Origin of the sequence: Ramlibacter rhizophilus (genome assembly GCF_004681965.1) — a bacterium.
Lineage (GTDB): Bacteria > Pseudomonadota > Gammaproteobacteria > Burkholderiales > Burkholderiaceae_C > Ramlibacter > Ramlibacter rhizophilus.
In genome coordinates this window covers 600,579-622,717 of record NZ_SMLL01000001.1, presented here as the reverse complement: position 1 = coordinate 622,717, position 22,139 = coordinate 600,579, and the positions used below count along the sequence as shown (strand labels likewise).

Annotated in this window: 21 protein-coding genes; 12 read left to right on the top strand and 9 right to left on the bottom strand. The window is 68.5% G+C overall.

Annotation, left to right across the window (positions count from 1 at the left end; all coding sequences use genetic code 11):
- Window positions 1-121: 121 nt before the first annotated feature.
- The 6 genes from EZ242_RS02975 to EZ242_RS02950 all read right to left on the bottom strand — a co-directional run bounded on the left by EZ242_RS02975 (window position 122) and on the right by EZ242_RS02950 (window position 7,950).
- Window positions 122-1,660 carry a 2-isopropylmalate synthase gene (locus EZ242_RS02975; RefSeq protein WP_135283609.1) on the bottom strand — a complete coding sequence of 513 codons (1,539 nt, stop codon included), beginning with the start codon at window positions 1,658-1,660 and terminating at the stop codon, window positions 122-124.
- Window positions 1,645-3,333, bottom strand: a complete 1,689-nt coding sequence (gene leuA / locus EZ242_RS02970; protein WP_135283608.1) for a 2-isopropylmalate synthase — start codon at window positions 3,331-3,333, stop codon at window positions 1,645-1,647. Before leuA ends, EZ242_RS02975 begins: the two co-directional genes overlap by 16 nt.
- A 177-nt stretch (window positions 3,334-3,510) precedes the next feature.
- Window positions 3,511-4,329: a CDP-diacylglycerol--serine O-phosphatidyltransferase gene (gene pssA, locus EZ242_RS02965; protein ID WP_135283607.1), complete on the bottom strand. Its 819-nt coding sequence runs from the start codon at window positions 4,327-4,329 to the stop codon at window positions 3,511-3,513.
- 97 nt (window positions 4,330-4,426) lie between these two features.
- Window positions 4,427-5,443: a ketol-acid reductoisomerase gene (gene ilvC, locus EZ242_RS02960; protein WP_135283606.1), complete on the bottom strand. Its 1,017-nt coding sequence runs from the start codon at window positions 5,441-5,443 to the stop codon at window positions 4,427-4,429.
- A gap of 142 nt (window positions 5,444-5,585) precedes the next feature.
- The gene (gene ilvN / locus EZ242_RS02955; protein WP_135283605.1) at window positions 5,586-6,077 is read right to left on the bottom strand and encodes an acetolactate synthase small subunit; all 492 of its coding nucleotides are present in this window, start codon (window positions 6,075-6,077) and stop codon (window positions 5,586-5,588) included.
- Window positions 6,078-6,177: 100 nt separating this feature from the next.
- Window positions 6,178-7,950, bottom strand: a complete 1,773-nt coding sequence (locus EZ242_RS02950) for an acetolactate synthase 3 catalytic subunit (RefSeq protein WP_135283604.1) — start codon at window positions 7,948-7,950, stop codon at window positions 6,178-6,180.
- A 273-nt stretch (window positions 7,951-8,223) separates the two neighbouring features.
- On the opposite strand from EZ242_RS02950, the gene EZ242_RS02945 reads away from it, so the two are divergent.
- The 6 genes from EZ242_RS02945 (at window position 8,224) to EZ242_RS02920 (ending at window position 11,570) form a co-directional block, all read left to right on the top strand.
- Window positions 8,224-8,793, top strand: coding sequence for an RNA polymerase sigma factor (locus EZ242_RS02945; RefSeq protein ID WP_135283603.1), 570 nt, complete (start codon window positions 8,224-8,226; stop codon window positions 8,791-8,793).
- Complete coding sequence (locus EZ242_RS02940) at window positions 8,790-9,215, top strand: DUF3619 family protein (RefSeq protein ID WP_135283602.1); 426 nt, start codon at window positions 8,790-8,792, stop codon at window positions 9,213-9,215. Before EZ242_RS02945 ends, EZ242_RS02940 begins: the two co-directional genes overlap by 4 nt.
- Before the next feature lie 195 nt (window positions 9,216-9,410).
- On the top strand, window positions 9,411-10,007 hold the full coding sequence (locus EZ242_RS02935; RefSeq protein WP_135283601.1) for a DUF3106 domain-containing protein: 597 nt from the start codon (window positions 9,411-9,413) through the stop codon (window positions 10,005-10,007).
- Window positions 10,004-10,546, top strand: coding sequence for an RDD family protein (locus EZ242_RS02930; protein WP_135283600.1), 543 nt, complete (start codon window positions 10,004-10,006; stop codon window positions 10,544-10,546). The genes EZ242_RS02935 and EZ242_RS02930 overlap by 4 nt, the downstream gene beginning before the upstream one ends.
- A gap of 29 nt (window positions 10,547-10,575) precedes the next feature.
- A complete protein-coding gene (locus EZ242_RS02925) occupies window positions 10,576-10,986 on the top strand; it encodes a diacylglycerol kinase (RefSeq protein ID WP_135283599.1) in 411 nt (136 codons plus the stop codon).
- The gene (locus EZ242_RS02920) at window positions 10,983-11,570 is read left to right on the top strand and encodes an LOG family protein (protein ID WP_135283598.1); all 588 of its coding nucleotides are present in this window, start codon (window positions 10,983-10,985) and stop codon (window positions 11,568-11,570) included. Before EZ242_RS02925 ends, EZ242_RS02920 begins: the two co-directional genes overlap by 4 nt.
- A gap of 4 nt (window positions 11,571-11,574) precedes the next feature.
- On the opposite strand, the gene EZ242_RS02915 is transcribed toward EZ242_RS02920, so the two are convergent.
- Together EZ242_RS02915 and EZ242_RS02910 are read right to left on the bottom strand one after the other, a co-directional pair.
- Window positions 11,575-11,913: a P-II family nitrogen regulator gene (locus EZ242_RS02915; RefSeq protein WP_135283597.1), complete on the bottom strand. Its 339-nt coding sequence runs from the start codon at window positions 11,911-11,913 to the stop codon at window positions 11,575-11,577.
- A 33-nt stretch (window positions 11,914-11,946) separates the two neighbouring features.
- Window positions 11,947-13,611: an NAD+ synthase gene (locus EZ242_RS02910; protein ID WP_135283596.1), complete on the bottom strand. Its 1,665-nt coding sequence runs from the start codon at window positions 13,609-13,611 to the stop codon at window positions 11,947-11,949.
- Between EZ242_RS02910 and EZ242_RS02905 the strand changes: the two genes are divergently transcribed.
- The gene (locus EZ242_RS02905) at window positions 13,598-14,812 is read left to right on the top strand and encodes a GNAT family N-acetyltransferase (protein ID WP_135283595.1); all 1,215 of its coding nucleotides are present in this window, start codon (window positions 13,598-13,600) and stop codon (window positions 14,810-14,812) included. The two genes, EZ242_RS02910 and EZ242_RS02905, sit on opposite strands and share 14 nt — an antisense overlap.
- Window positions 14,813-14,868: 56 nt before the next feature.
- On the opposite strand, the gene ppa is transcribed toward EZ242_RS02905, so the two are convergent.
- Window positions 14,869-15,405 carry an inorganic diphosphatase gene (gene ppa, locus EZ242_RS02900; RefSeq protein ID WP_135283594.1) on the bottom strand — a complete coding sequence of 179 codons (537 nt, stop codon included), beginning with the start codon at window positions 15,403-15,405 and terminating at the stop codon, window positions 14,869-14,871.
- Between the two features lie 215 nt (window positions 15,406-15,620).
- Between ppa and EZ242_RS02895 the strand changes: the two genes are divergently transcribed.
- The 5 genes from EZ242_RS02895 to moaA all read left to right on the top strand — a co-directional run bounded on the left by EZ242_RS02895 (window position 15,621) and on the right by moaA (window position 22,136).
- Entirely contained in the window at window positions 15,621-17,750 is a 2,130-nt protein-coding gene (locus EZ242_RS02895) for a sodium-translocating pyrophosphatase (protein WP_135283593.1), read from the top strand.
- 89 nt (window positions 17,751-17,839) lie between these two features.
- Window positions 17,840-18,652, top strand: coding sequence for a metal-dependent hydrolase (locus tag EZ242_RS02890; protein WP_135283592.1), 813 nt, complete (start codon window positions 17,840-17,842; stop codon window positions 18,650-18,652).
- A 27-nt stretch (window positions 18,653-18,679) separates the two neighbouring features.
- Window positions 18,680-20,113: an aldehyde dehydrogenase family protein gene (locus EZ242_RS02885; RefSeq protein WP_135283591.1), complete on the top strand. Its 1,434-nt coding sequence runs from the start codon at window positions 18,680-18,682 to the stop codon at window positions 20,111-20,113.
- 91 nt (window positions 20,114-20,204) lie between these two features.
- Window positions 20,205-20,966: an SDR family oxidoreductase gene (locus tag EZ242_RS02880; protein WP_135283590.1), complete on the top strand. Its 762-nt coding sequence runs from the start codon at window positions 20,205-20,207 to the stop codon at window positions 20,964-20,966.
- A gap of 51 nt (window positions 20,967-21,017) precedes the next feature.
- On the top strand, window positions 21,018-22,136 hold the full coding sequence (gene moaA / locus EZ242_RS02875) for a GTP 3',8-cyclase MoaA (RefSeq protein WP_135283589.1): 1,119 nt from the start codon (window positions 21,018-21,020) through the stop codon (window positions 22,134-22,136).
- Window positions 22,137-22,139 lie beyond the last annotated feature (3 nt).

Here is a 22,139-nt window from a genome sequence, read left to right as displayed (position 1 = left end):
GGCTGACCGGGCTCTCCCAGGCACGAATGCATGAGAAAGAACTAAAAAAACCGGATAAAACCCACTGAATCAACGACTTAGGCGAAGAACCTAAGAAGTTTCCGAATTATAGGGATTGCAACTAGCCTTGTGCAGCCACACGCTCAGCTTTACTTTGTAACTTGTTCAAAGCACTTAGATACGCCTTGGCCGAGGCGACCACGATGTCGGGGTCGGCGCCCACGCCGTTGACCACGCGGCCGGCGTTCTGGAGCCGCACCGTCACCTCGCCCTGGCTCTCGGTCGAGCCGCTGATGGCATTGACCGAATACAGCACCATCTCCGCCCCGCTTCGCACGTGGCTTTCGATGGCCTTGAGCGATGCGTCCACCGGGCCGTTGCCGTCCGACTCGCCGCGCACTTCCTTGCCCGCGACCGTGAAGACCACCACCGCGTGCGGCCGCTCGCCGGTTTCGCTGTGCTGGGCCAGCGACACGAAGCCGTACTGCTCGTGGTGCGCGGCGGCATCCTCCTCGCTCACGAGGGCGAGGATGTCCTCGTCGAAGATCTCGCTCTTGCGGTCGGCCAGTTCCTTGAAGCGGGCGAAGGCCGCGTTCAGTTCGGTCTCGCTGTCCATGGCAACACCGAGGTCCTGCAGGCGCTGCTTGAAGGCATTGCGGCCGGAGAGCTTGCCCAGCACGATCTTGTTGGCCGACCAGCCCACGTCCTCGGCCCGCATGATCTCGTAGGTGTCGCGCGCCTTGAGCACGCCGTCCTGGTGGATGCCGCTGGCATGCGCAAAAGCATTGGCGCCCACCACGGCCTTGTTCGGCTGCACGACGAAACCGGTGGTCTGGCTGACCATGCGGCTGGCTGCCACGATGTGCTGCGTGTCCACGTTGACCTGCAGGCCGAAGTAGTCCTTGCGGGTCTTCACGGCCATCACGATCTCCTCGAGCGAGCAGTTGCCCGCGCGCTCGCCGAGGCCGTTGATGGTGCACTCGACCTGCCGGGCCCCGCCGATCTTCACGCCCGCCAGCGAGTTGGCCACGGCCATGCCCAGGTCGTTGTGGCAATGGACCGACCACACCGCCTTGTCCGAGTTGGGCACCCGCTCGCGCAGCGTGCGGATGAAGTTGCCGTACAGCTCCGGCACGGCGTAGCCCACGGTGTCGGGCACGTTGATGGTGGTGGCGCCCTCGGCGATCACCGCCTCCAGCACCCGGCAGAGGAAATCCGGGTCGCTGCGGTAGCCGTCCTCGGGGGAGAACTCGATGTCGCCGCACAGGTTGCGCGCGAAGCGCACCGACAGCCGGGCCTGCTCCAGCACCTGCTCGGGCGTCATGCGCAGCTTCTTTTCCATGTGCAGCGCCGAGGTCGCGATGAAGGTGTGGATGCGCGACCGCGACGCGCCGGCCAGGGCCTCGGCGGCGCGGCTGATGTCGCGGTCGTTGGCCCGCGAGAGCGAACAGACCGTGCTGTCCTTGATCGCGTTGGCGATGGCCTGCACCGCCTCGAAGTCCCCGTTGGAGCTGGCGGCGAAGCCGGCCTCGATGACGTCCACGCGCAGCCGCTCCAGTTGCCGGGCGATGCGCAGCTTCTCGTCGCGCGTCATGGACGCGCCGGGCGACTGCTCGCCGTCGCGAAGCGTGGTGTCGAAGATGATCAGTGCGTCGGACATGCGCTTTCCTCCTGTTGGGCGCCGCTGCGGGCGCGCTCGAATGCAGAGACGATCGCCTTGAGCGACGCGGCGACGATGCTGGCGTCCATGCCGACGCCGAACAGGGTGCGCTCGCCCACGCGCATCTCCAGGTAGGCCACGGCCTGGGCGCCGGCGCCCTCGCCCACGGCGTGTTCATGGTAGTCGAGCACGCGCAGCGACTCGCCCGTGGCCTGCTGCAGCCCGGCGACGAAGGCGTCGATGGGCCCATTGCCTTCCCCTTGCAGCGTGAGGCTGCGGCCGCCGACGACCGCCTCGGCGTGCACCTGCACGCGGCCGGCGTCCACGCCGTGCTCCACCTGGTGGCGCGGCGACTCGATGCGGCGCAGGCCGTACTCACGCTCGAAGAGCGCGAAGAGGTCGGCGGCGCTCAGCTCCTTGCCCGTGGCGTCCATCACGTTCTGCACCACCTGGCTGAACTCGATCTGGAGCCGGCGCGGCAGCTCCAGCCCGTACTCGCTTTCCAGCAGGTAGGCAATGCCGCCCTTGCCGGACTGGCTGTTGACGCGGATCACCGCTTCGTAGCTGCGGCCCAGGTCCTTGGGGTCGACCGGCAGGTAGGGCATGTCCCAGGGCTCGCCCTCGCGCCGTGCGGCGAAGGCCTTCTTGATCGCGTCCTGGTGGGAGCCCGAGAACGAGGTGTAGACCAAATCGCCCGCATAGGGGTGGCGCGGGTGCACCGGAAGCTGCGTGCAGTACTCGGCGGTGCGGCGGATCTCGTCGATGTCGGAGAAGTCCAGGCCCGGGTCCACTCCCTGGGTGTAGAGGTTCAGCGCCACGTTGACGAGGTCCAGGTTGCCGGTGCGCTCGCCGTTGCCGAAGAGGCAACCTTCGAGGCGGTCGGCCCCGGCCATCACCGCGAACTCGCCGGCAGCCGTGCCCGTGCCGCGGTCGTTGTGCGGGTGGACCGACAGCACGATGCAGTCCCGCCGCGCCAGGTGGCGGTGCATCCACTCGATCATGTCGGCGAAGATGTTCGGCGTGGAGTGCTCCACCGTCGAAGGCAGGTTGACGATGCACTTGCGCTCGGGCGTGGGCTCCCAGGCTTCGGTCACGGCATCGACCACGCGCTTGGAAAACGCCAGCTCGGTACCGGAGAACATCTCGGGCGAGTACTGGAAGACCCACTCGGTGGCCGGCTGCCGCTCGGCCAGCTCGCGCACCAGGCGCGCGTGGCGGGTGGCGAGCTCGACGATGCCGTCTTCATCCAGGCCCAGCACCCGTTCGCGCATGACGGGCGCCGTGGCGTTGTACAGGTGGACGATGGCGCGGCGCGCACCCTGCAGGGCCTCGAAGGTGCGCTGGATCAGGTGCTCGCGGGCCTGCGTCAGGACCTGGATGGTGACGTCGGCAGGGACCAGGTCTTCCTCGATCAGCTTGCGAACGAAGTCGAACTCCATCTGCGAAGCCGAGGGAAAGCCGACCTCGATCTCCTTGAACCCGATGCGCACCAGGGCCTGGAACAGGCGCAGCTTGCGCTGCACGTCCATGGGCTCGATCAGCGCCTGGTTGCCGTCGCGCAGGTCCACGCTGCACCACAGGGGCGGGCGCGTGATGACCGCGTCGGGCCAGCTGCGGTCCGCGAGGCGCACCGGCGCAAAGGGGCGGTACTTGCTGGCGGGGTTCTTCAACATGACAAGTCCTCTTGAATGTCTCGGGTGAACCAGCAGCCCCAATGAAAACGGCCCGCTGCTGGTGCAAACGGGCCGTGATCAGGTGAATGCGCGCGCGCTACCGACTCCGCCCGTGGGAGGTGAGTAGTAGGGCCAGCGCAATGCGGTTCATGCGGGCGAATGTAGCACAGGCGGCCATCAGCGATGCAGCCCGCGCTCGTCCGGCTCGTCGGTGGACGTGCTGATGAGGCTGGCCTGCATGCCCTTGCCCTTGCGCCAGGCGTAGACGCAGTAGCCCGAGAGGCCATAGATGACGAAGAGCGCGAAGAGCACCACCGGCGGGTCGATGTTGATGACGGCAATGGCCAGGGCGATGAGCACGATGGCCGCGAAGGGAACGGACCGCTTCATCGAGATGGTCTTGAAGCTGTAGAACGGCACGTTGGTCACCATCGTCAGGCCGGCGTAGAGCGCGATCGCGAACATGACCCAGGCCGCCTCCAGGCGATTGACGCCGTAGTCGTTCATCAGCCAGATGAAGCCCGTGACCAGGGCCGCCGCGGCCGGCGAGGGCAGGCCCTGGAACCAGCGCTTGTCCACCACGCCCGTGTTGACGTTGAAGCGCGCCAGGCGCAGCGCCGCGCAGGCGCAGTAGACGAAAGCCGCGATCCAGCCCCAGCGGCCCAGGGCCTGCAGCGACCAGACGTAGGCGATGAGCGCCGGCGCCGCGCCGAAGGAGACCATGTCGGCCAGCGAATCCATCTGCTCGCCGAAGGCACTCTGCGTGTTGGTCATGCGGGCGACGCGCCCGTCCAGGCTGTCCAGCACCATGGCGCCGAAGACACCGGCGGCGGCAAGGTCGAAGCGGTTGTTCATCGCCATCACCACGGCGAAGAAGCCACCGAAGAGGCCCGCCAGGGTGAAGAGATTGGGAAGGATGTAGATGCCTTTGCGGCGCTTGCGCACCACCACGCCGTTGTTCGACGCAGTCGGGTGCGTGTCGGATCCATCATGCATGGGCGCAGTGTAACCACGCAGTTGCAAGCACCGCGCGCGGTGATTGCAACTGCGCCCTTCCCTGGCAGGCGGGAAAGGACGCAGGCTTGAGACGCGATCAGTTGCGGCTCTGGTCCACCAGCTTGTTCTTGGCGATCCAGGGCATCATCGCGCGCAGCTGCGCGCCGACCACTTCGATGCTGTGCTCGGCGGTGTTGCGGCGACGGGCCGTCATGCTGGGGTAGCCGGTGCGGCCTTCCAGGATGAACATCTTGGCGTAGTCGCCGTTCTGGATGCGCTTGAGCGCATTGCGCATGGCCGCGCGCGACTGCTCGTTGATCACCTCGGGGCCGGTCACGTACTCACCGTACTCCGCGTTGTTGGAGATGGAGTAGTTCATGTTGGCGATGCCGCCTTCGTAGATCAGGTCCACGATGAGCTTGAGCTCGTGCAGGCACTCGAAGTAGGCCATTTCGGGCGCGTAGCCGGCCTCGACCAGCGTCTCGTAGCCCATCTTGATCAGTTCCACCGCGCCGCCGCACAGCACGGCCTGCTCACCGAAGAGGTCGGTCTCGGTCTCTTCCTTGAAGTTGGTCTCGATGATGCCGGCCTTGCCGCCGCCGTTGGCCATGGCATAGGACAGGGCCAGGTCACGCGCCTTGCCGCTCTTGTCCTGGTGCACCGCCACGAGGTGGGGCACGCCGCCGCCCTGCGTGTAGGTGTTGCGCACGGTGTGGCCGGGAGCCTTGGGCGCGACCATCCACACGTCCAGGTCGGCGCGGGGCACGACCTGGTTGTAGTGCACGTTGAAGCCGTGGGCGAAGGCCAGCGATGCGCCCTCGCGGATGTTCGGCTCGACGTTGTTCCGGTACACCTCGGCGATCTGCTCGTCGGGCAGCAGGATCATCACCACGTCGGCGGACTTCACCGCCTCGTTGACTTCCATGACCTTCAGGCCGGCCTTGCCCACCTTGTCCCAGGACGCGCCGCCCTTGCGCAGGCCGACCACGACCTTGACGCCGCTGTCGTTGAGGTTCTGCGCGTGCGCGTGGCCCTGCGAGCCGTAGCCGATGATCGCGACGGTCTTGCCCTTGATCAGGCTCAGGTCACAGTCCTTGTCGTAGAAGACTTTCATTTCTCTCTCTCCGGTTGATTCAAATTCGCCGTTCGCCCTGAGCCTGTCGAAGGGCTCGCTCCACCCCGCGAGGGGCTTCGACAGGCTCAGCCCGAACGGGCAGGTGGCTGAGCCCTGAAAGAAGATGGGTCTGCCCGCGGCCTCAGACCCGCAGGATGCGCTCGCCGCGCCCGATGCCGCTCGCGCCGGTGCGCACCGTCTCCAGGATGGCGCTGCGGTCGATGGCCTCCAGGAAGGCGTCGTTCTTGGACTGGTCGCCCGTGAGCTCGATGGTGTAGCTCTTGTCGGTCACGTCGATGATGCGGCCGCGGAAGATGTCGGCCATGCGCTTCATCTCCTCGCGCTCCTTGCCCACGGCCCGCACCTTGACCATCATCAGCTCGCGCTCGGTGTAGGCGCCCTCGGTGAGGTCCACCACCTTCACCACTTCGATCAGGCGGTTCAGGTGCTTGGTGATCTGCTCGATGACATCGTCCGAGCCGGTGGTCTGCAGCGTCATGCGCGACAGGGACGGGTCCTCCGTGGGCGCGACGGTGAGCGACTCGATGTTGTAGCCGCGCGCCGAGAACAGGCCGACGACGCGGGACAGGGCGCCCGGCTCGTTCTCGAGCAGGACCGCGATGATGTGCTTCATAGGGTGAGACTCCTCTTTTCGCCGCCCTCCCCCGCGCACGGTAATGCGCGGGCTCGGCGGGCAATAGATTCGTTCGGTGGGGTGGAAGAAAAAGCGCCGCTTACAGGTCTTCGGACCCGAGCAGCATTTCGGTGATGCCCTTGCCGGCCTGCACCATGGGGAACACGTTCTCGGTAGGGTCGGTGCGGAAGTCCATGAACACCGTGCGGTCCTTGAGCTTGCGCGCCTCGCGCAGCGCGGGCTCCACGTCGCGCGGGTGCTCGATCAGCATGCCCACGTGGCCGTAGGCCTCGGCCAGCTTCACGAAGTCCGGCAGTGCGTCCATGTAGCTGTGGCTGTAGCGGCCTTCGTAGTCCAGCTCCTGCCACTGGCGCACCATGCCCAGGTAGCGGTTGTTCAGGGACAGCACCTTGATGGGCGTCTTGTACTGCAGGCAGGTGGACAGCTCCTGGATGCACATCTGCACCGAGCCTTCGCCGGTGACGCAGTACACCTCCGCGTCGGGCTTGGCCAGCTTGATGCCCATGGCGTAGGGGATGCCCACGCCCATGGTGCCCAGGCCACCGGAGTTGATCCAGCGGCGCGGCTCGTCGAACTTGTAGAACTGCGCGGCCCACATCTGGTGCTGGCCCACGTCGGAAGTGACATAGGTCTCGACACCGCGCGTCATGTTCCACAGCGTCTCGATCACGTGTTGCGGCTTGATCACCTGCTGGTTGTTGCGGTCATAGCGCAGGCAGTCGCGCTTGCGCCAGGCCTCGATGGTCTCCCACCAGCCGCCCAGCGCCTGCGCGTCGGGCTTGAGGCCGGACTCGCGGATCATGGCCGTGAGCTCGGACAGCACTTCCTTGACGTCACCGACGATGGGGATGTCCACCTTCACCCGCTTGGAGATGCTGGAGGGGTCGATGTCGATGTGGATGATCTTGCGTTCGTTCTGCGCGAAGTGCTTGGGGTTGCCGATCACGCGGTCGTCGAAGCGCGCGCCCACGGCCAGCAGCACGTCGCAGTTCTGCATGGCGTTGTTCGCTTCCAGCGTGCCGTGCATGCCCAGCATGCCCAGGAACTTGGGGTCGCTGCCCGGATAGGCGCCCAGGCCCATCAGCGTGTTGGTGCAGGGATAGCCCAGCAGGTTGACCAGCTCGCGCAGCTGCTCGGTGGCATTGGCCAGGATCACGCCGCCGCCGGTGTAGATGTAGGGCCGCTTGGCCGTGAGCAGCAGCTGCAGGGCCTTGCGGATCTGGCCCCCATGGCCCTTGCGCACCGGGTTGTACGAGCGCATTTCCACCTTGGCCGGATAGCCGTTCCAGGCGGTCTTGTTGAACGAGACGTCCTTGGGGATGTCCACCACCACCGGGCCGGGACGGCCGCTGCGGGCGATGTGGAAGGCGCGGCGCATGATCTCGGCCAGCTGCCGCACGTCCTTGACCAGGAAGTTGTGCTTGACGATGGGCCGCGTGATGCCCACGGTGTCGCACTCCTGGAAGGCATCCAGGCCGATGGCCGCCGTGGGCACCTGGCCCGTGACGATGACCATGGGGATGCTGTCCATGTAGGCCGTGGCGATGCCGGTGACGGCATTGGTCACGCCCGGCCCGGAGGTCACCAGCGCCACGCCCACTTCGCCGGTGGCGCGGGCATAGCCGTCAGCCGCGTGCACGGCCGCCTGCTCGTGGCGCACCAGCACGTGCTGCATGGTGTCCTGCTTGTACAGGGCGTCGTAGATGTGCAACACCGCACCGCCCGGATAGCCCCAGATGTACTGGACGCCTTCGGCCTGCAGGCACTTGACGAGGATTTCGGCGCCGCGCAGTTCCTGCGTGTCGGCGCCAGCGGCGGCCGCCGAGGTGAGCTCGGCCTTGGAGACTTCCATGATCAACCTTTCGATTTTTCTCTGACGAAAAACGTGGGGTGCCCCTTCGCCCACTCTTGTGAAGCAGCGTCGGGACTTAGAGCACCTGGCCATGGGCGGCGGATCGCGCGCCGGACCAGGACTCGTTTGCCTTTTGACTTGCGGGCGACATTATTGCACCGCAATGCGGCAAGGCCCAGCACGGCCTCGCGGATGAAGCGGGGACGCTGCGACGCCGATGACATAATCGCGCGCCGCAACTGCCGGGCTCTGCCGGCCTCCTGCTCCGCCGCCTTGGCCTCCGATCAAGAACTCTCCGACTTCCTCAAGGGCGTCGAACGCCGCGCCTTCAAGCGCACCGTCTACCACGTGCGCGACACGGAGAGTGCGCTGGACATCGTGCAGGACAGCATGATGAAGCTGGCCGAGCACTACCCGGACAAGCCGGCGGCCGAGCTGCCCATGCTGTTCCAGCGCATCCTGGCCAACAGCACGCTCGACTGGTTCCGTCGGCAGAAGACGCGCGGGGCCGTGTTCACCAACCTGGACGACCTGGGCTCGGCCGACGAGGACGCGGGCTTCGAGTCCACGCTGGAGCACCTCCTGCCGCAGGACGGCAGCGCCTTCGCCGAGAGCGCCGAGGACCAGCTGCAGCGGGCGCAGGCCTTCCGCGACATCGAGGCCGAGGTCATGCTGCTGCCCGCGCGTCAACGCGAAGCCTTCCTTCTGCGTTACTGGGAGGAGATGGACGTTGCGGAAACCGCCGCGGCCATGGGCTGCACCGAAGGAAGCGTCAAGACGCACTGCTTTCGGGCGGTGCAGGCCCTCGGCAAGGCGCTGCGGGCACGGGGAGTCAGACCATGAACAAGCAATCAACCGAGCTTTCGCTCGCCCACACCGACGCGCTCGGCCGCAGCCTCGCGGCGCGCCTGTCCGCCGGAACCGAGGCGCTTCCGCACGATGTCCGCGAACGCCTTCGCGCGGCGCGCGAGCAGGCGCTGGCACGCCGGCGCGAAGTGCTCGCCTCGGCCCTGCCCGTGCGCCAGGCCCGCGCTGCCGGCGGAATCACCGGCTTGGGCGCCCGGGCGCTGGGCCTGTGGGGCGGTGTCGCCACGGCCTTGTCGGGCGTCGCGCTGGTGTCCGGCCTTGTCGCCATCCACTTCCTGCACAACGAGACCCGCGCGCGCCAGATCGCCGAGGTCGACGCCGCGCTGCTCACCGACGACCTGCCGCCCGCCGCCTACGCGGACCCGGGCTTTCTCGCCTTTCTTCGCCGCAACGACTAGCCCATGGTGATCAAAGACGTCCGAGGGGCTCGCAGCAACTCCCTCCCCCTTTGGGGGAGGGCCGGGGTGGGGGCGGGTGCGCCGACAAGGCCACTTCGCTGCGGCCCCCATCCCAGCCTTCCCCCAGCGGGGGAAGGGGCGTCAGTCCGACTGTCCCTGTGCCTCGCCTCGGTCGCACTGGCCCTGGCTGCGGCCATGGCCTCGAATGCCGCGCTCGCCCAGCCCACTGCTTCACCTGCGCTGCTTGCGGCCGCCCCGGTCGGCGATGCCCCGCGCGCCTGGGCCGCGTTGAGCCGCGAGAACCGGCGCGCCCTGGCTCCCCTCGCATCGAACTGGTCCCGCCTGAGCGATGCCCAGCGGCGCAAGTGGCTGGCACTCGCCCACAATTTCGGCAGCCTCTCCCCGGCGGAGCAGGCCACGCTGCAAGCCCGCATGAGCGAATGGATCGCGCTGAGCCCGCAGCAGCGCGCCCAGGCGCGCCTGAACTTCGGCGAGGCCCGGCAGCTTCCGGCCGACGAACGCAAGGCCAAATGGGAGGCCTACCAGGCGCTGCCGCCGGACGAAAAGCGGCGCCTGGCCGAAACGGCGCGGCCTCGCACGCCCGGCACCGCCAGCCCGGTGCGTCCGGTTCCGGCCGACAAGCTGGTCACGGTGCCGCGAGCGGCGGCCCCGAGCGGCAAGCCCGCGCGCATCGTCACGCTGCCGGCCCCCGAGCCCGCCCTGCCCCCGCCCCCGCAACCCGCGCCCCCCCAATCCGCGCCAGCCGTCGAGCCGCAGCACGATCCCGAATGAGCGACAACACGACCGACCCGGCCGGCACCGAGCGGCCGCGCCCTTGCGCGCCTGACGAACTGCAGGCCCCCGGCCTGTGGCGCCGCATGGCTTGCTGGCTCTATGAAGGCGTCCTCCTGTTCGGGGTGGTCGTCGCCGCCGGGCTCGTCTTCAGCATCGCCACGCAGATGCGCCATGCGCTGATGTACCGCGAGGCCCTCATCGCCTTCCTGTTCCTCGTGATCGGCGCCTACTTCGTGTGGTGCTGGACCCGCGGCGAGACCCTGGCCATGCGCACCTGGCGCATCCGCGTCGTGGACCGGCACGGCCGGCGCCTGCACTGGGGCCGCGCGGCCTTGCGCTACGTCTTCAGCCTGATCTGGCTGCTGCCACCCCTGGCGGCCTTCGGCAGCCACCAGGTGGCGCTGGGGCCGCTCATGATCCTGCTGGTCGGCTGGGTGGCGGTGTGGGCGCTTCTCAGCCGCTTCCACCCGCAGCGGCAGTTCTGGCACGACGCCTGGGCCGGCACGCGGCTGGTGCCGGCGCCCCCTCGGGGCTGATCTGTCATGCAAGCCGGAGACAATGCGCCATGTCCTCTCCTCCGCAGGCCGTCCCCCAGGTGCCGCCGCAAAAGCGAAGAACCGGCGTCGTGCGCGTCTGGTATGCCTTCGGCTACTCGCTCATGGGCCTGCGCGCCGCGTGGGGCGAAACCGCCTTCCGCCAGGAAGCCATCGCGGCCTTCGTCCTGCTGCCCCTGGCTTTCTGGCTCGGGCGCAGCTGGGTGGAGACGGCACTGCTGGCCGGCTCGGTGCTGCTGGTGATGATCGTCGAGCTGCTCAACACCAGCATCGAGACCGCCATCGACCGCATCGGCCCCGAGTGGCACCAGCTCTCCAAGCAGGCCAAGGACATGGGCAGCGCCGCCGTCCTGCTCAGCCTGCTGCTGGCCGGCGGCATCTGGGTTGCGGCGTTGTGGCAGGCCGTGGGCGCGATTCGATGAACCCTGCGTTCTCGATCTGCGTGTACTGCGGCGCCCGTGACGGCGTGCCCGAGTCCTGCACCGACGCGGCCCGGTCGGTGGGCCGCTGGATCGGCGAACACGGCGGCCAGCTCGTCTACGGCGGTGGCAACCGGGGGCTGATGGGCGCCGTGGCCGATGCGACGCTGCAGGCCGGCGGCCGCGTGGTGGGCGTGATTCCGCAGGGCCTGGTGGACCGCGAGATGGCCAAGCGCGAGTGCACCGAGCTGCACATCGTGCAGAGCATGCACGAGCGCAAGCACCTGATGGCCGAACGCGCCGACGCCTTCCTGGCGCTGCCGGGTGGCATCGGCACCTTCGAGGAATTGTTCGAGGTCTGGACCTGGCGCCAGCTCGGCTACCACGACAAGCCCGTGGGACTCCTGGACGTGAACGGCTACTACCAGCCGCTGCTGCGCTTCCTGGAAACCGCCGTGGCGGCGGGCTTCATGAACGCGTGGCAGATGTCGCTGCTCAGGACCGGCGCGGATGTGTCCGCACTGCTGCCGCAACTGGTGCAGGCGGCGGGCGAAAGCCGCCAGCGGGACGACCTGTCCCGGATCTGAGGCGTCAGACCGCCGACTCGTCCACCTCGCCCGTGCGGATGCGCACGACGCGCTCCACGGAGGTGACGAAGATCTTGCCGTCGCCGATCTTGCCCGTGCGGGCCGCCTTGACGATGGCGTCCACGCAGTTGTCCACCTCGGCGTCGCGCACGACCACCTCGATCTTCACCTTGGGGAGGAAGTCCACCACGTACTCCGCGCCGCGGTACAGCTCGGTGTGGCCCTTCTGCCGCCCGAAGCCCTTGACCTCCGTCACCGTGAGGCCGGTCACGCCGCATTCGGCCAGGGATTCGCGCACTTCCTCCAGCTTGAAGGGCTTGACGATGGCGGTGATCTGCTTCATTGAAGGGGGGCTCCGTGGGTCTGTGTCTCTGGATCAGGCGCCGAAACGCGCGGTAATAGGATAGCGCCAATCCTTGCCGAAGCTGCGGTGCGTCACGCGGATGCCCACCGGAGCCTGGCGGCGCTTGTACTCGTTGATGCGGATGAGGCGCGCGACGCGCTCCACCAGGGCCCGGTCGAAGCCGTCGGCCACGACGTCCTCGATGCTCTCGTCCTCCTCCATGTAGCGCGAGAGGATGGCGTCGAGCACTTCGTAGGGCGGCAGGCTGTCCTGGTCCACCTGGTCCGGCCGCAGCTCGGCGCTGGGCGGGCGCGTGATGATGCGCTCGGGAATGGGATCGGCGCCGGTGCCGTAGGGGTCGTGCGCATTGCGCCAGCGCGCGAGCCGGAACACGCGGGTCTTGAGCACGTCCTTGATCACTGCGAAGCCGCCGGCCATGTCGCCGTACAGCGTGCAGTAGCCCGTGGCCATCTCGCTCTTGTTGCCGGTGGTCAGCACGATGCTGCCGAACTTGTTGGACAGCGCCATGAGCAGCACGCCGCGGATGCGTGCCTGGATGTTCTCCTCGGTCGCATCCTCGGGCCGTCCCGCGAACTCGGCGGCCAGCGTGGCGCGAAAGGCGTCGAACATCGGCGCGATGGACAGCTCGTCGTAGCGCACGCCCAGGCGCCGCGCCATCTCGCGCGCGTCGATCCAGGAAATGTCCGCCGTGTAGGGCGACGGCATCATCAGCGCCCGGACCTTGTCCGCCCCGAGGGCATCCACCGCGATGGCCAGCACCAGCGCCGAGTCGATGCCTCCCGACAGGCCCAGCAGCACGCCGGGAAAACCGTTCTTGCCTACATAGTCGCGAACACCCAGCACCAGGGCATGCCAGAGTTCAGCGTCCGTGCCTTCTTCCGGTTCGAGGCCGCCGGATACACCGACGCCCTGCGGGCCGCCGTCCGCCCGCACCATGAAGAGGTCCTCGCGGAAGGCCGGTGCCCGCGCCGCGAGGCGGCCATCGGCGGCCACGGCGAAGGAGCCGCCGTCGAAGACGACCTCGTCCTGCCCGCCCACGAGGTGCGCATACACCAGCGGCAGGCCGCAGGCCGCGGCCCGCTCGGCCATGCGCGCGACGCGCTCGCCGCCCTTGCCCACGTGGAAGGGAGAGGCGTTGATCACCGCCAGCAGCTGCGCGCCGGCTTCGCACGCGCACTCGGCGGGCTCGTCGAACCAGGCGTCCTCGCAAATGAGCAGGCCCACGCGCACGCCCTCCACCTCGAAGACCGCGGTGTCCTGTCCCGGCGCGAAGTAGCGGCGCTCGTCGAAGACCTGGTAGTTGGGCAGCTCGCGCTTGGCGTAGCGCCGGACCACGCGGCCCTCGGCCAGCACGCTGGCCGCATTGAAGCGCTGCAGCACGCGCGAGGAACGGCTGCGCAGGTCGCCGCCCACGGGGTGGCCGACCACCACATGCAGGCCCTTCAACCCCGCGAGCTCGCGGGCCACCAGCGACACGGCATCATCACAGGCCGCGATGAAGGCCGGGCGCAGGAGCAGGTCTTCGGCGGGATAGCCGCAGATCGACAGTTCGGGCGTGAGGACGAGGCGGGCGCCGCGGGCATACGCTTCGCGGGCCGCGGCAACGATCTTGCCCGCGTTGCCGGCCATGTCGCCCACCATGAGATTGAGTTGGGCGCAGCAGATGTTGAGAGCCATAGCCGCAGTGAAAAAAGACTCGAAAGATTATGTCATCCGCGTGTCGGACAGCCCCGCGGGCATCCCGCGCACGGCCTGGAACTCGTTGCTGCAGTCGCAGGGTGACGCCACCCCCTTCATGCGGCACGAGTACCTCGACGCGCTGCACGCGAGCGGCAGCGCCACGCCAGAGAGCGGCTGGACACCGGCCTTCATTGGCTTGTGGCGCGGTGACGAGCTGCACGGCGCCTGCGCGCTGTACCTCAAGGACCATTCCTACGGCGAGTACGTCTTCGACTGGGCCTGGGCCAATGCCTACGAGCAGCATGGCCTGGCCTACTACCCCAAGGCCCTGGTGGCAGTGCCCTTCACGCCCGTGCCGGGGCCGCGCCTGCTGGCGCGCAGCGACGCCGCGCGCGACGCGCTGGTGCAGGGGCTGCTGTCATGGTGCCGGCGCCAGCCGCTGTCCTCGCTGCACCTGCTGTTCCTCTCGGAGCAGGACGCCGCCGCCTGCGATCGCGCCGGGCTGATGGCGCGCCACACGGTGCAGTTCCACTGGCTCAACGCCGCGCCGGGATCGGGCCGCCCCTATGCGGACTTCGACGAGTTCCTTGCCTCGCTCGCGCAGGACAAGCGCAAGAAGATCCGCCAGGAGCGGCGCAAGGTCGCCGAGGCCGGCGTGGAGTTCCGCGTGCTGGCCGGGGCGCAGATCACGCCGGCCGACTGGGACTTCTTCTACCGCTGCTATGCGCGCACCTACCGCGAACACGGCAACGCGCCCTACCTCACGCGCGACTTCTTCCGGCGCGTCGCGCACGACATGCCCGGGGAATGGGTGCTCTTCGTCGCCACGCGCGAAGGCCGGCCCATCGCCTGCAGCCTGGTCGCAGTCGATGGCCAGGCGGCCTATGGCCGCTACTGGGGTGCCCTGGAGCGGGTCGATTGCCTGCACTTCGACACTTGCTACTACCAGCCGATCGAGTGGTGCATCGCCCAGGGCCTCGCGCGCTTCGAGGGCGGCGCGCAGGGCGAGCACAAGATGGCGCGCGCCCTGATGCCGGTGCGCACCACCAGCGCCCACTGGCTCGCGCACCCGGCTTTCAGCGACGCCGTCGAGCGCTTCCTGGAGCGTGAAGACAAGGGCATCGGCCAGTACCTGGAGCACCTGGCGCTGCGCAGCCCGTTTCGCAGGCAGGATGACGGGGAGCCGGGGGCGACCTGAGCCCGCTAGAACGAACGCCCGGACCATGCCGGGCGTTTCTGCATGAGCCGCGGCGTTCAGCCGTGCTGCTTCGCGTACGCGGCAATCCCGTCGGCAACTTCCTTCTTGGCCGATTCCGGGCCTTCCCAGCCCAGCACCTTCACCCACTTGCCTGCTTCCAGGTCCTTGTAGTGCTCGAAGAAGTGCGCGATGGTCTTCAGGCGCAGCGGGTTCATGTCCTCGGGCTTTTGCCAGTGGGTGTAGATGGGCAGGATCTTGTCGATGGGAACGGCCAGTACCTTGGCGTCGTCGCCGGCCTCGTCCTGCATCTTGAGGATGCCGATGGGGCGGCAGGGCACCACCACGCCGGGGATCAGGGGCACCGGCGTGATGACCAGCACGTCCACCGGGTCGCCGTCGCCGCTCAAGGTCTTGGGCACGTAGCCGTAGTTGGTCGGGTAGTGCATGGCCGTGCTCATGAAACGGTCCACGAAGATGGCGCCCGACTCCTTGTCGACCTCGTACTTCACGGGATCGGCGTTCATCGGGATCTCGATGATCACGTTGAACGCATCGGGAGCATGCTTGCCGGGGGAAACGAGGTCGAGGGACATGGGTTTGTGGTTCGAATGACTTCGGAGAAACCCTGATTTTAGTTTCCGCACCGCATCAAACCCGAACCAGGCTCGTCGGTTCCGGCGGCTTCGCTTGTATATTGCGCCGGTTGGCCAATCGTCTCCCGTCCGGTGGGGAGCCACGAGGAAGCAACGCAGCGGGGGTGCCGCTTGCGTTGCCCCCTCCAAGCTCAACAAGACGTAGGAGAAGAAACATGACTGGCAACTCGGCGCTGATCCTGGCGCTGGTCTGTGGGCTGGCCGCCGTGGTGTACGGCATCTGGGCCCGCGGCTGGATTCTCAAGCAAGACCCGGGCAACGCCCGCATGCAGGAAATCGCCTCGGCCATCCAGGCCGGCGCGGCGGCCTATCTCGCGCGGCAGTACAAGACCATTGCGGCGGTAGGCATCGTGCTGGCCATCCTGATCGGCATCTTCCTCGGCCTGAGCTCTGCCATCGGCTTCATCATCGGCGCCGTCCTCTCGGGCGCCTGCGGCTTCATCGGCATGAACGTCTCGGTTCGCGCCAACGTGCGCACGGCGCAGGCGGCCACGCGCGGCATCGGCCCGGCGCTGGACGTGGCCTTCCGCGGCGGCGCCATCACCGGCATGCTGGTGGTCGGCCTGGGCCTGCTGGGCGTCACGGCCTTCTACTGGTTCCTGGTGGGCAACGGCAACCTCACGCCCGACCGGCGGCTGGACACCCTGCTCAACCCGCTGATCGGTTTCGCCTTCGGCTCCTCGCTCATCTCCATCTTCGCGCGCCTGGGTGGCGGCATCTTCACCAAGGGCGCCGACGTGGGCGCCGACCTGGTGGGCAAGGTGGAGGCCGGCATCCCCGAGGACGACCCGCGCAACCCGGCGGTGATTGCCGACAACGTGGGCGACAACGTCGGCGACTGCGCCGGCATGGCCGCCGACCTGTTCGAGACCTACGCCGTCACGCTCATCGCCACCATGGTGCTGGGCTCGCTGCTGGTGGCGGCCGCGCCGGTGAACGCGGTGCTCTATCCCCTGGTGCTGGGGGGCGTGTCCATCCTCGCGTCCATCGTCGGCTGCTTCTTCGTGCGCGCCAGGCCGGGCATGACCAACGTGATGCCGGCCCTCTACCGAGGCCTGGCCGTTGCCGGCGTCCTGTCGCTGATCGCCTTCTACTTCGTGACCATCGCGGTCATCCCGGACAACGCCATCACGCAGACCGGCTCGCAGCTTCGCCTGTGGGGCGCCTGTGCCGTCGGCCTCATCCTCACCGGCGTGCTGGTCTGGATCACCGAGTACTACACCGGCACGCAGTACAAGCCGGTGCGCCACATCGCCCAGGCCTCCACCACCGGGCACGGCACCAACATCATCGCGGGCCTGGGCGTGTCCATGCGCTCCACCGCCTGGCCGGTGCTGTTCGTGTGCGCGGCCATCTACGCGGCCTACGCGCTGGCGGGCCTGTACGGCGTGGCGATCGCCGCCACCGCCATGCTGAGCATGGCGGGCATCGTGGTCGCCCTGGACGCCTACGGCCCCATCACCGACAACGCCGGCGGCATCGCCGAAATGTCCGAAATGCCGGCCTCCGTGCGTGCCGTCACCGACCCGCTCGACGCCGTGGGCAACACCACCAAGGCCGTGACCAAGGGCTATGCCATCGGCTCCGCGGGCCTGGCGGCCCTGGTGCTGTTCGCCGACTACACGCACAAGCTGGAGTCCTACGGCAGCGTGATCCGCTTCGACCTGTCCGACCCCATGGTCATCATCGGCCTGTTCATCGGCGGCCTGGTGCCCTACCTGTTCGGCGCCATGGCCATGGAAGCCGTGGGCCGCGCGGCCGGCGCCGTGGTGGTGGAGGTTCGGCGCCAGTTCAGCACCATCCAGGGCATCATGGAAGGCACGGCCAAGCCCGAGTACGGCAGGGCGGTGGACATGCTGACCACGGCCGCCATCAAGGAGATGATCATCCCCTCGCTGCTGCCGGTGGTCGTTCCCATCCTCGTGGGCCTGATCCTCGGCCCGGCGGCGCTCGGCGGCGTGCTGCTCGGCACCATCGTCACCGGCCTGTTCGTCGCGCTGTCCATGTGCACGGGCGGCGGCGCCTGGGACAACGCCAAGAAGTACATCGAAGACGGCCACCACGGCGGCAAGGGCTCCGAGGCGCACAAGGCTGCCGTCACCGGCGACACCGTGGGCGACCCCTACAAGGACACCGCCGGCCCTGCGGTCAACCCGCTGATCAAGATCATCAACATCGTGGCCCTGCTGATCGCGCCGCTGGTGGTGCAGTTCCACGGCACGGGCGTGGCTTCGCCGATGCCCACCACACCCGACGTGCTGATCGTGGTGCCGCCGGCCCGCTGACCGACGCCCGCGCTTCGTGAAAGGCAAGGCCCGCCCCCGGCGGGCCTTGTCGCTTTTCGAGGGGACGCGGTCTTATCATCGATCGACCCATGACCGCCCTCGCCGTCCGCCGCCTCCTCATCGACCTCGATGCGCCCATCGCGCGCCACTGGTGCGCGGGGGACGCTTTCCGCACGGCTTTGTTCAACGCGCTCTCCATGAGCTTTCCCGTGGGCGAGCAGTTCTTCATCGACGCGGTGCGTGACGGCTTCGAGGCGCTCCCCGCGGCGCTCAAGCCGCGCTTTGCCGAGGAGGTGCGCGGCTTCGTGGGCCAGGAGGCCACGCACCGGCGCGTGCACGGTCTCTTCAACGCCCACCTGGAGCGGCAGGGCCTGCGCAACACCTGGGGACCGCGGGCAGCCGAGCGACAGAAGCTGCTCAAGGGCGAGGACCTGCGCCATCGCCTGGCGGTCACCGCCGCCTACGAACACTTCACCGCCATCCTGGCCGACTGGCTGCTGCACCACCCCGAGGTGTTGGGCACGGAGGATGCACGCCTGGCCACGCTCTGGCTCTGGCACAGCGCCGAGGAGAGCGAGCACAAGAGCACGGCCTTCGACCTGTACCAGGCCCTCGACGGCAATCACGCCTGGCGCCTGAAGTGGTTCCGGCGCGTGACGATCATGTTCGTCGGCGACACGCTGCGGCAGACCGTGCGCAACCTGCATCACGATGGCACCCTCTGGCGCTGGTCCACCTGGCGCAGCGCCGCGGCTCATCTTTTCGGGCGGAGCGGCCTGGTGATCGAGACCCTGGACCCCTGGCGCGCCTACCGCCGCGCCGACTTCCATCCCCGGCAGCTGGACACGGACCTGGCCGAGCGCTGGCTGCGGGAGAACGCCGGGCAGTTCCGCATCGTCTGACCCGGCAGCGGCGCACAATCGGGCGCCATGCAGTACCACTTCATCGCCAACGCAGCGCAGGAAGGCTCCTCGGGCCGCACCCTGCCGGTCATCGATCCTTCGGACGGCCAGCCTTTCGACGAACTCCAGCGCGGCACCGCGCAGGACATCGACCGGGCCGTGCAGGCGGCAAGGCACTGCTTCGACACGGAGTGGTCGAAGCTCGCGGCCGCCGAGCGCGGGCGCCTGCTGATGCGCCTGGCCGCCACCCTGTCCGAACACGTGGAGGAACTCGCGGCCATCGAGCAGCGCGACTGCGGCAAGCCCACCAAGCAGGCGCGCGCCGATGCCATGGCGCTGGTGCGCTACTTCGAGTTCTACGCCGGCGCCTGCGACAAGCTGCACGGCGACACGCTGCCCTACCAGGAGGGCTACACCGTGCTCACCTGGCGCGAACCACACGGCGTCACCGGGCACATCATCCCCTGGAACTACCCCATGCAGATCTTCGGCCGCAGCGTGGGAGGCGCGCTGGCGGCCGGCAACGCCTGCGTGGTCAAGCCCTCGGAGGACGCCTGCCTGTCGCTGCTGCGCGTGGCGCAGCTCGCGGCGGACTGCGGCTTTCCGCCGGGCGCCATCAACATCGTCACGGGCTACGGGCACGAAGTGGGCGACGCGCTGGCGCGGCATCCGGGCATCGACCACATCAGCTTCACCGGCAGCCCGCGCGTGGGCACGCTGATCCAGCAGGTGGCCGCCGAGCGGCACTGCCCGGTCACGCTGGAGCTGGGCGGCAAGAGCCCGCAGATCGTCTTCGACGACGCGGATCTCGACGCCGTGATGCCGGCCGTGGTCAATGCCATCGTGCAGAACGCCGGGCAGACCTGCTCGGCCGGCTCGCGCCTGCTGGTGCAGCGCTCCATCTACGAGCCGGTGCTGGACCGGCTGGGCGCCATCTTCTCGGCCCTGCGCGTCGGGCCGGCCGCCATGGACCTGGAGGTGGGCCCCTTGATCCGCGCGAGCCAGCAGCAGCGGGTGTGGGACTTCCTCTCCGACGCCCACGCCGCGAACATCCCCACGGTGGCCCAGGGCGAGGTCGTGGACGAGGCGCCCGACACCGGCTTCTACCAGGCCCCTACCCTGCTGCGCGACGTGCCGGTCTCGCACCGGCTCGCTCAGGAGGAAGTCTTCGGCCCCGTGCTCGCCGCCATGAGCTTCCGGGACGAGGACCATGCGGTCGAACTGGCCAATGCCACGCAATTCGGCCTGGTCGCCGGCGTCTGGACCCGCGACGGCGGCCGCCAGCTGCGCATGGCCCGGCGCGTGCGCAGCGGCCAGGTCTTCATCAACAACTACGGCGCGGGCGGCGGGGTGGAGCTGCCCTTCGGCGGGGTGAAGTCCTCGGGCTACGGGAGAGAGAAGGGCTTCGAGGCGCTGCTGGGGTTCACCACGCTCAAGACGGTGGCGATACGGCACGGGTGATCGGCGGTCCGAGTTCCACGGCGACATGACCACCTAACACCTTCGTATCGCTCACACCGTCTCCGCCACAATCGCGCCCCAGGAGACAAGCATGCGAGTTCAGAACAAATCCATCATCGTCACCGGCGCCGGCGGCGGCATCGGTGAAGGCATCGCGCGCCGCCTGGCCGAAGAAGGCGCGCTCGTCGTCGTCAACGACATCGACGCGGTCAAGGGCCAGGCGGTGACGCAGGCCATCGTCGCGGCCGGTGGCCAAGCCTCCTTCTTCCAGGCCGACGTCACCCGCTCGGCCGACATGCAGGCCCTGGTCGCGGCCGCCGTCGAGCGCCACGGCAAGCTCGACGTCATGGTCAACAACGCCGGCTGGACGCACCGCAACCGGCCGGCGCTGGAAGTGAGCGAGGACGAGTTCGACCGCTGCTACGCCATCAACGTCAAGAGCATCTACCTGGCCACCATCCACGCCGTACCGGCCTTCCGTGCCAACGGAGGCGGCAGCTTCATCAACATCGCCTCCACCGCCGGCATCCGGCCCCGCCCCGGGCTCGCCTGGTACAACGGCTCCAAGGGCGCGGTCATCACCACCAGCAAGTCGCTGGCCGCCGAGTTCGGGCCGGAGAACATCCGGGTCAACTGCATCAACCCGGTGTTCAATCCCGACACGGGCCTCGCGGCCGAGTTCGCGGGCGGCCCGCTCGACGAGGCCCGGCGCGCGAAGTTCCTGGCCACCATTCCGCTCGGCCGTTTCTCCACGGCGCTGGACGTGGCCAACGCCGCGCTGTACCTCGCCAGCGACGAGGCAGCGTTCATCTCGGGCGTGTGCATCGAGGTGGACGGCGCGCGCTGCGTGTGATGCGTGCCCCCACCCCCGGCCCCACATTCCTTTCGGCACGACAATCGGCCCATGGCTGAACGCGTCATTCCCCTGGTGGCCCACCGCCCCGCCGCACGGCAGGTCGCCATTCCGGCGCAGCCGCAGCCACCCGCAGGGCTGCTGCAGGACACCCTGGCGCGCCCCCTGCGCGACCTGCGCATCAGCGTCACCGACCGCTGCAACTTCCGCTGCAGCTACTGCATGCCCAAGGAGGTGTTCGACAAGAACTACCCCTACCTGCCGCATGCCTCGCTGCTCAGCTTCGAGGAGATCACCCGGCTCGCACGGCAGTTCGTCGCCCACGGCGTGCGCAAGATCCGCCTGACCGGCGGCGAGCCGCTGCTGCGCAAGAACATCGAGGTGCTGATCGAGCAGCTCGCGGCCCTGCGCACGCCCGAGGGGCAGCCGCTGGACCTGACCCTCACCACCAACGGTTCGCTGCTCGCGCGCAAGGCCGCCAGCCTCAAGGCCGCCGGCCTGCAGCGCGTCACTGTGAGCCTGGACGGGCTGGACGACGTGGTCTTCCGCCGCATGAACGACGTGGACTTCCCGGTGGCCGAGGTGCTGGCCGGCATCGACGCCGCCAAGGCCGCGGGCCTGGGGCCCATCAAGGTCAACATGGTGGTCAAGCGCGGCACCAACGAGCACGAGATCGTGCCCATGGCGCGCCACTTCCGCGGCACGGGCCACGTGCTGCGCTTCATCGAATACATGGACGTGGGCGCCACCAACGGCTGGCGCATGGACGAAGTGCTGCCCTCGGCCGAGGTGGTGCGCCTGATCGATCGCGAACTCCCCCTGGTGCCTCTGGAAGCCGCCGCGCCCGGCGAGACCGCGCAGCGCTGGGCCTATGCGGACGGCAGCGGCGAGGTCGGCGTCATCAGCAGCGTGACGCAGGCTTTCTGCGGCGACTGCAATCGCGCGCGCCTGTCCACCGAGGGGCAGCTGTACCTGTGCCTCTTCGCCAGCCAGGGCCATGACCTGCGCGCGCTGCTGCGCGGCGACGCAACGGACGAACAGATCGCCGCGGCCATCGCGGGCATCTGGCAGGGTCGCACGGACCGCTACTCGCAGCTGCGCGGCCTGCAGGCGCCGGACAGCAGCGCCCCGGGTCCGCGGCGCGTCGAAATGAGCTACATCGGAGGCTGATTC

Excerpts from the sequence above, each read along its gene's own strand:
- EZ242_RS02925 (WP_135283599.1), top strand. The coding sequence starts at position 10,576 with ATGTCCTCTCCTCCGCAGGCCGTCCCCCAGGTGCCGCCGCAAAAGCGA.
- EZ242_RS02880 (WP_135283590.1), top strand. The coding sequence starts at position 20,205 with ATGCGAGTTCAGAACAAATCCATCATCGTCACCGGCGCCGGCGGCGGC.
- EZ242_RS02935 (WP_135283601.1), top strand. The coding sequence starts at position 9,411 with ATGGCCTCGAATGCCGCGCTCGCCCAGCCCACTGCTTCACCTGCGCTG.
- moaA (WP_135283589.1), top strand. The coding sequence starts at position 21,018 with ATGGCTGAACGCGTCATTCCCCTGGTGGCCCACCGCCCCGCCGCACGG.
- EZ242_RS02885 (WP_135283591.1), top strand. The coding sequence starts at position 18,680 with ATGCAGTACCACTTCATCGCCAACGCAGCGCAGGAAGGCTCCTCGGGC.
- EZ242_RS02930 (WP_135283600.1), top strand. The coding sequence starts at position 10,004 with ATGAGCGACAACACGACCGACCCGGCCGGCACCGAGCGGCCGCGCCCT.
- ilvN (WP_135283605.1), bottom strand. The coding sequence starts at position 6,077 with ATGAAGCACATCATCGCGGTCCTGCTCGAGAACGAGCCGGGCGCCCTG.
- ppa (WP_135283594.1), bottom strand. The coding sequence starts at position 15,405 with ATGTCCCTCGACCTCGTTTCCCCCGGCAAGCATGCTCCCGATGCGTTC.
- EZ242_RS02975 (WP_135283609.1), bottom strand. The coding sequence starts at position 1,660 with ATGTCCGACGCACTGATCATCTTCGACACCACGCTTCGCGACGGCGAG.
- EZ242_RS02905 (WP_135283595.1), top strand. The coding sequence starts at position 13,598 with ATGTTGAGAGCCATAGCCGCAGTGAAAAAAGACTCGAAAGATTATGTC.
- pssA (WP_135283607.1), bottom strand. The coding sequence starts at position 4,329 with ATGCATGATGGATCCGACACGCACCCGACTGCGTCGAACAACGGCGTG.
- leuA (WP_135283608.1), bottom strand. The coding sequence starts at position 3,333 with ATGTTGAAGAACCCCGCCAGCAAGTACCGCCCCTTTGCGCCGGTGCGC.
- EZ242_RS02910 (WP_135283596.1), bottom strand. The coding sequence starts at position 13,611 with ATGGCTCTCAACATCTGCTGCGCCCAACTCAATCTCATGGTGGGCGAC.
- EZ242_RS02890 (WP_135283592.1), top strand. The coding sequence starts at position 17,840 with ATGACCGCCCTCGCCGTCCGCCGCCTCCTCATCGACCTCGATGCGCCC.
- EZ242_RS02950 (WP_135283604.1), bottom strand. The coding sequence starts at position 7,950 with ATGGAAGTCTCCAAGGCCGAGCTCACCTCGGCGGCCGCCGCTGGCGCC.
- EZ242_RS02915 (WP_135283597.1), bottom strand. The coding sequence starts at position 11,913 with ATGAAGCAGATCACCGCCATCGTCAAGCCCTTCAAGCTGGAGGAAGTG.
- EZ242_RS02895 (WP_135283593.1), top strand. The coding sequence starts at position 15,621 with ATGACTGGCAACTCGGCGCTGATCCTGGCGCTGGTCTGTGGGCTGGCC.
- ilvC (WP_135283606.1), bottom strand. The coding sequence starts at position 5,443 with ATGAAAGTCTTCTACGACAAGGACTGTGACCTGAGCCTGATCAAGGGC.
- EZ242_RS02920 (WP_135283598.1), top strand. The coding sequence starts at position 10,983 with ATGAACCCTGCGTTCTCGATCTGCGTGTACTGCGGCGCCCGTGACGGC.
- EZ242_RS02940 (WP_135283602.1), top strand. The coding sequence starts at position 8,790 with ATGAACAAGCAATCAACCGAGCTTTCGCTCGCCCACACCGACGCGCTC.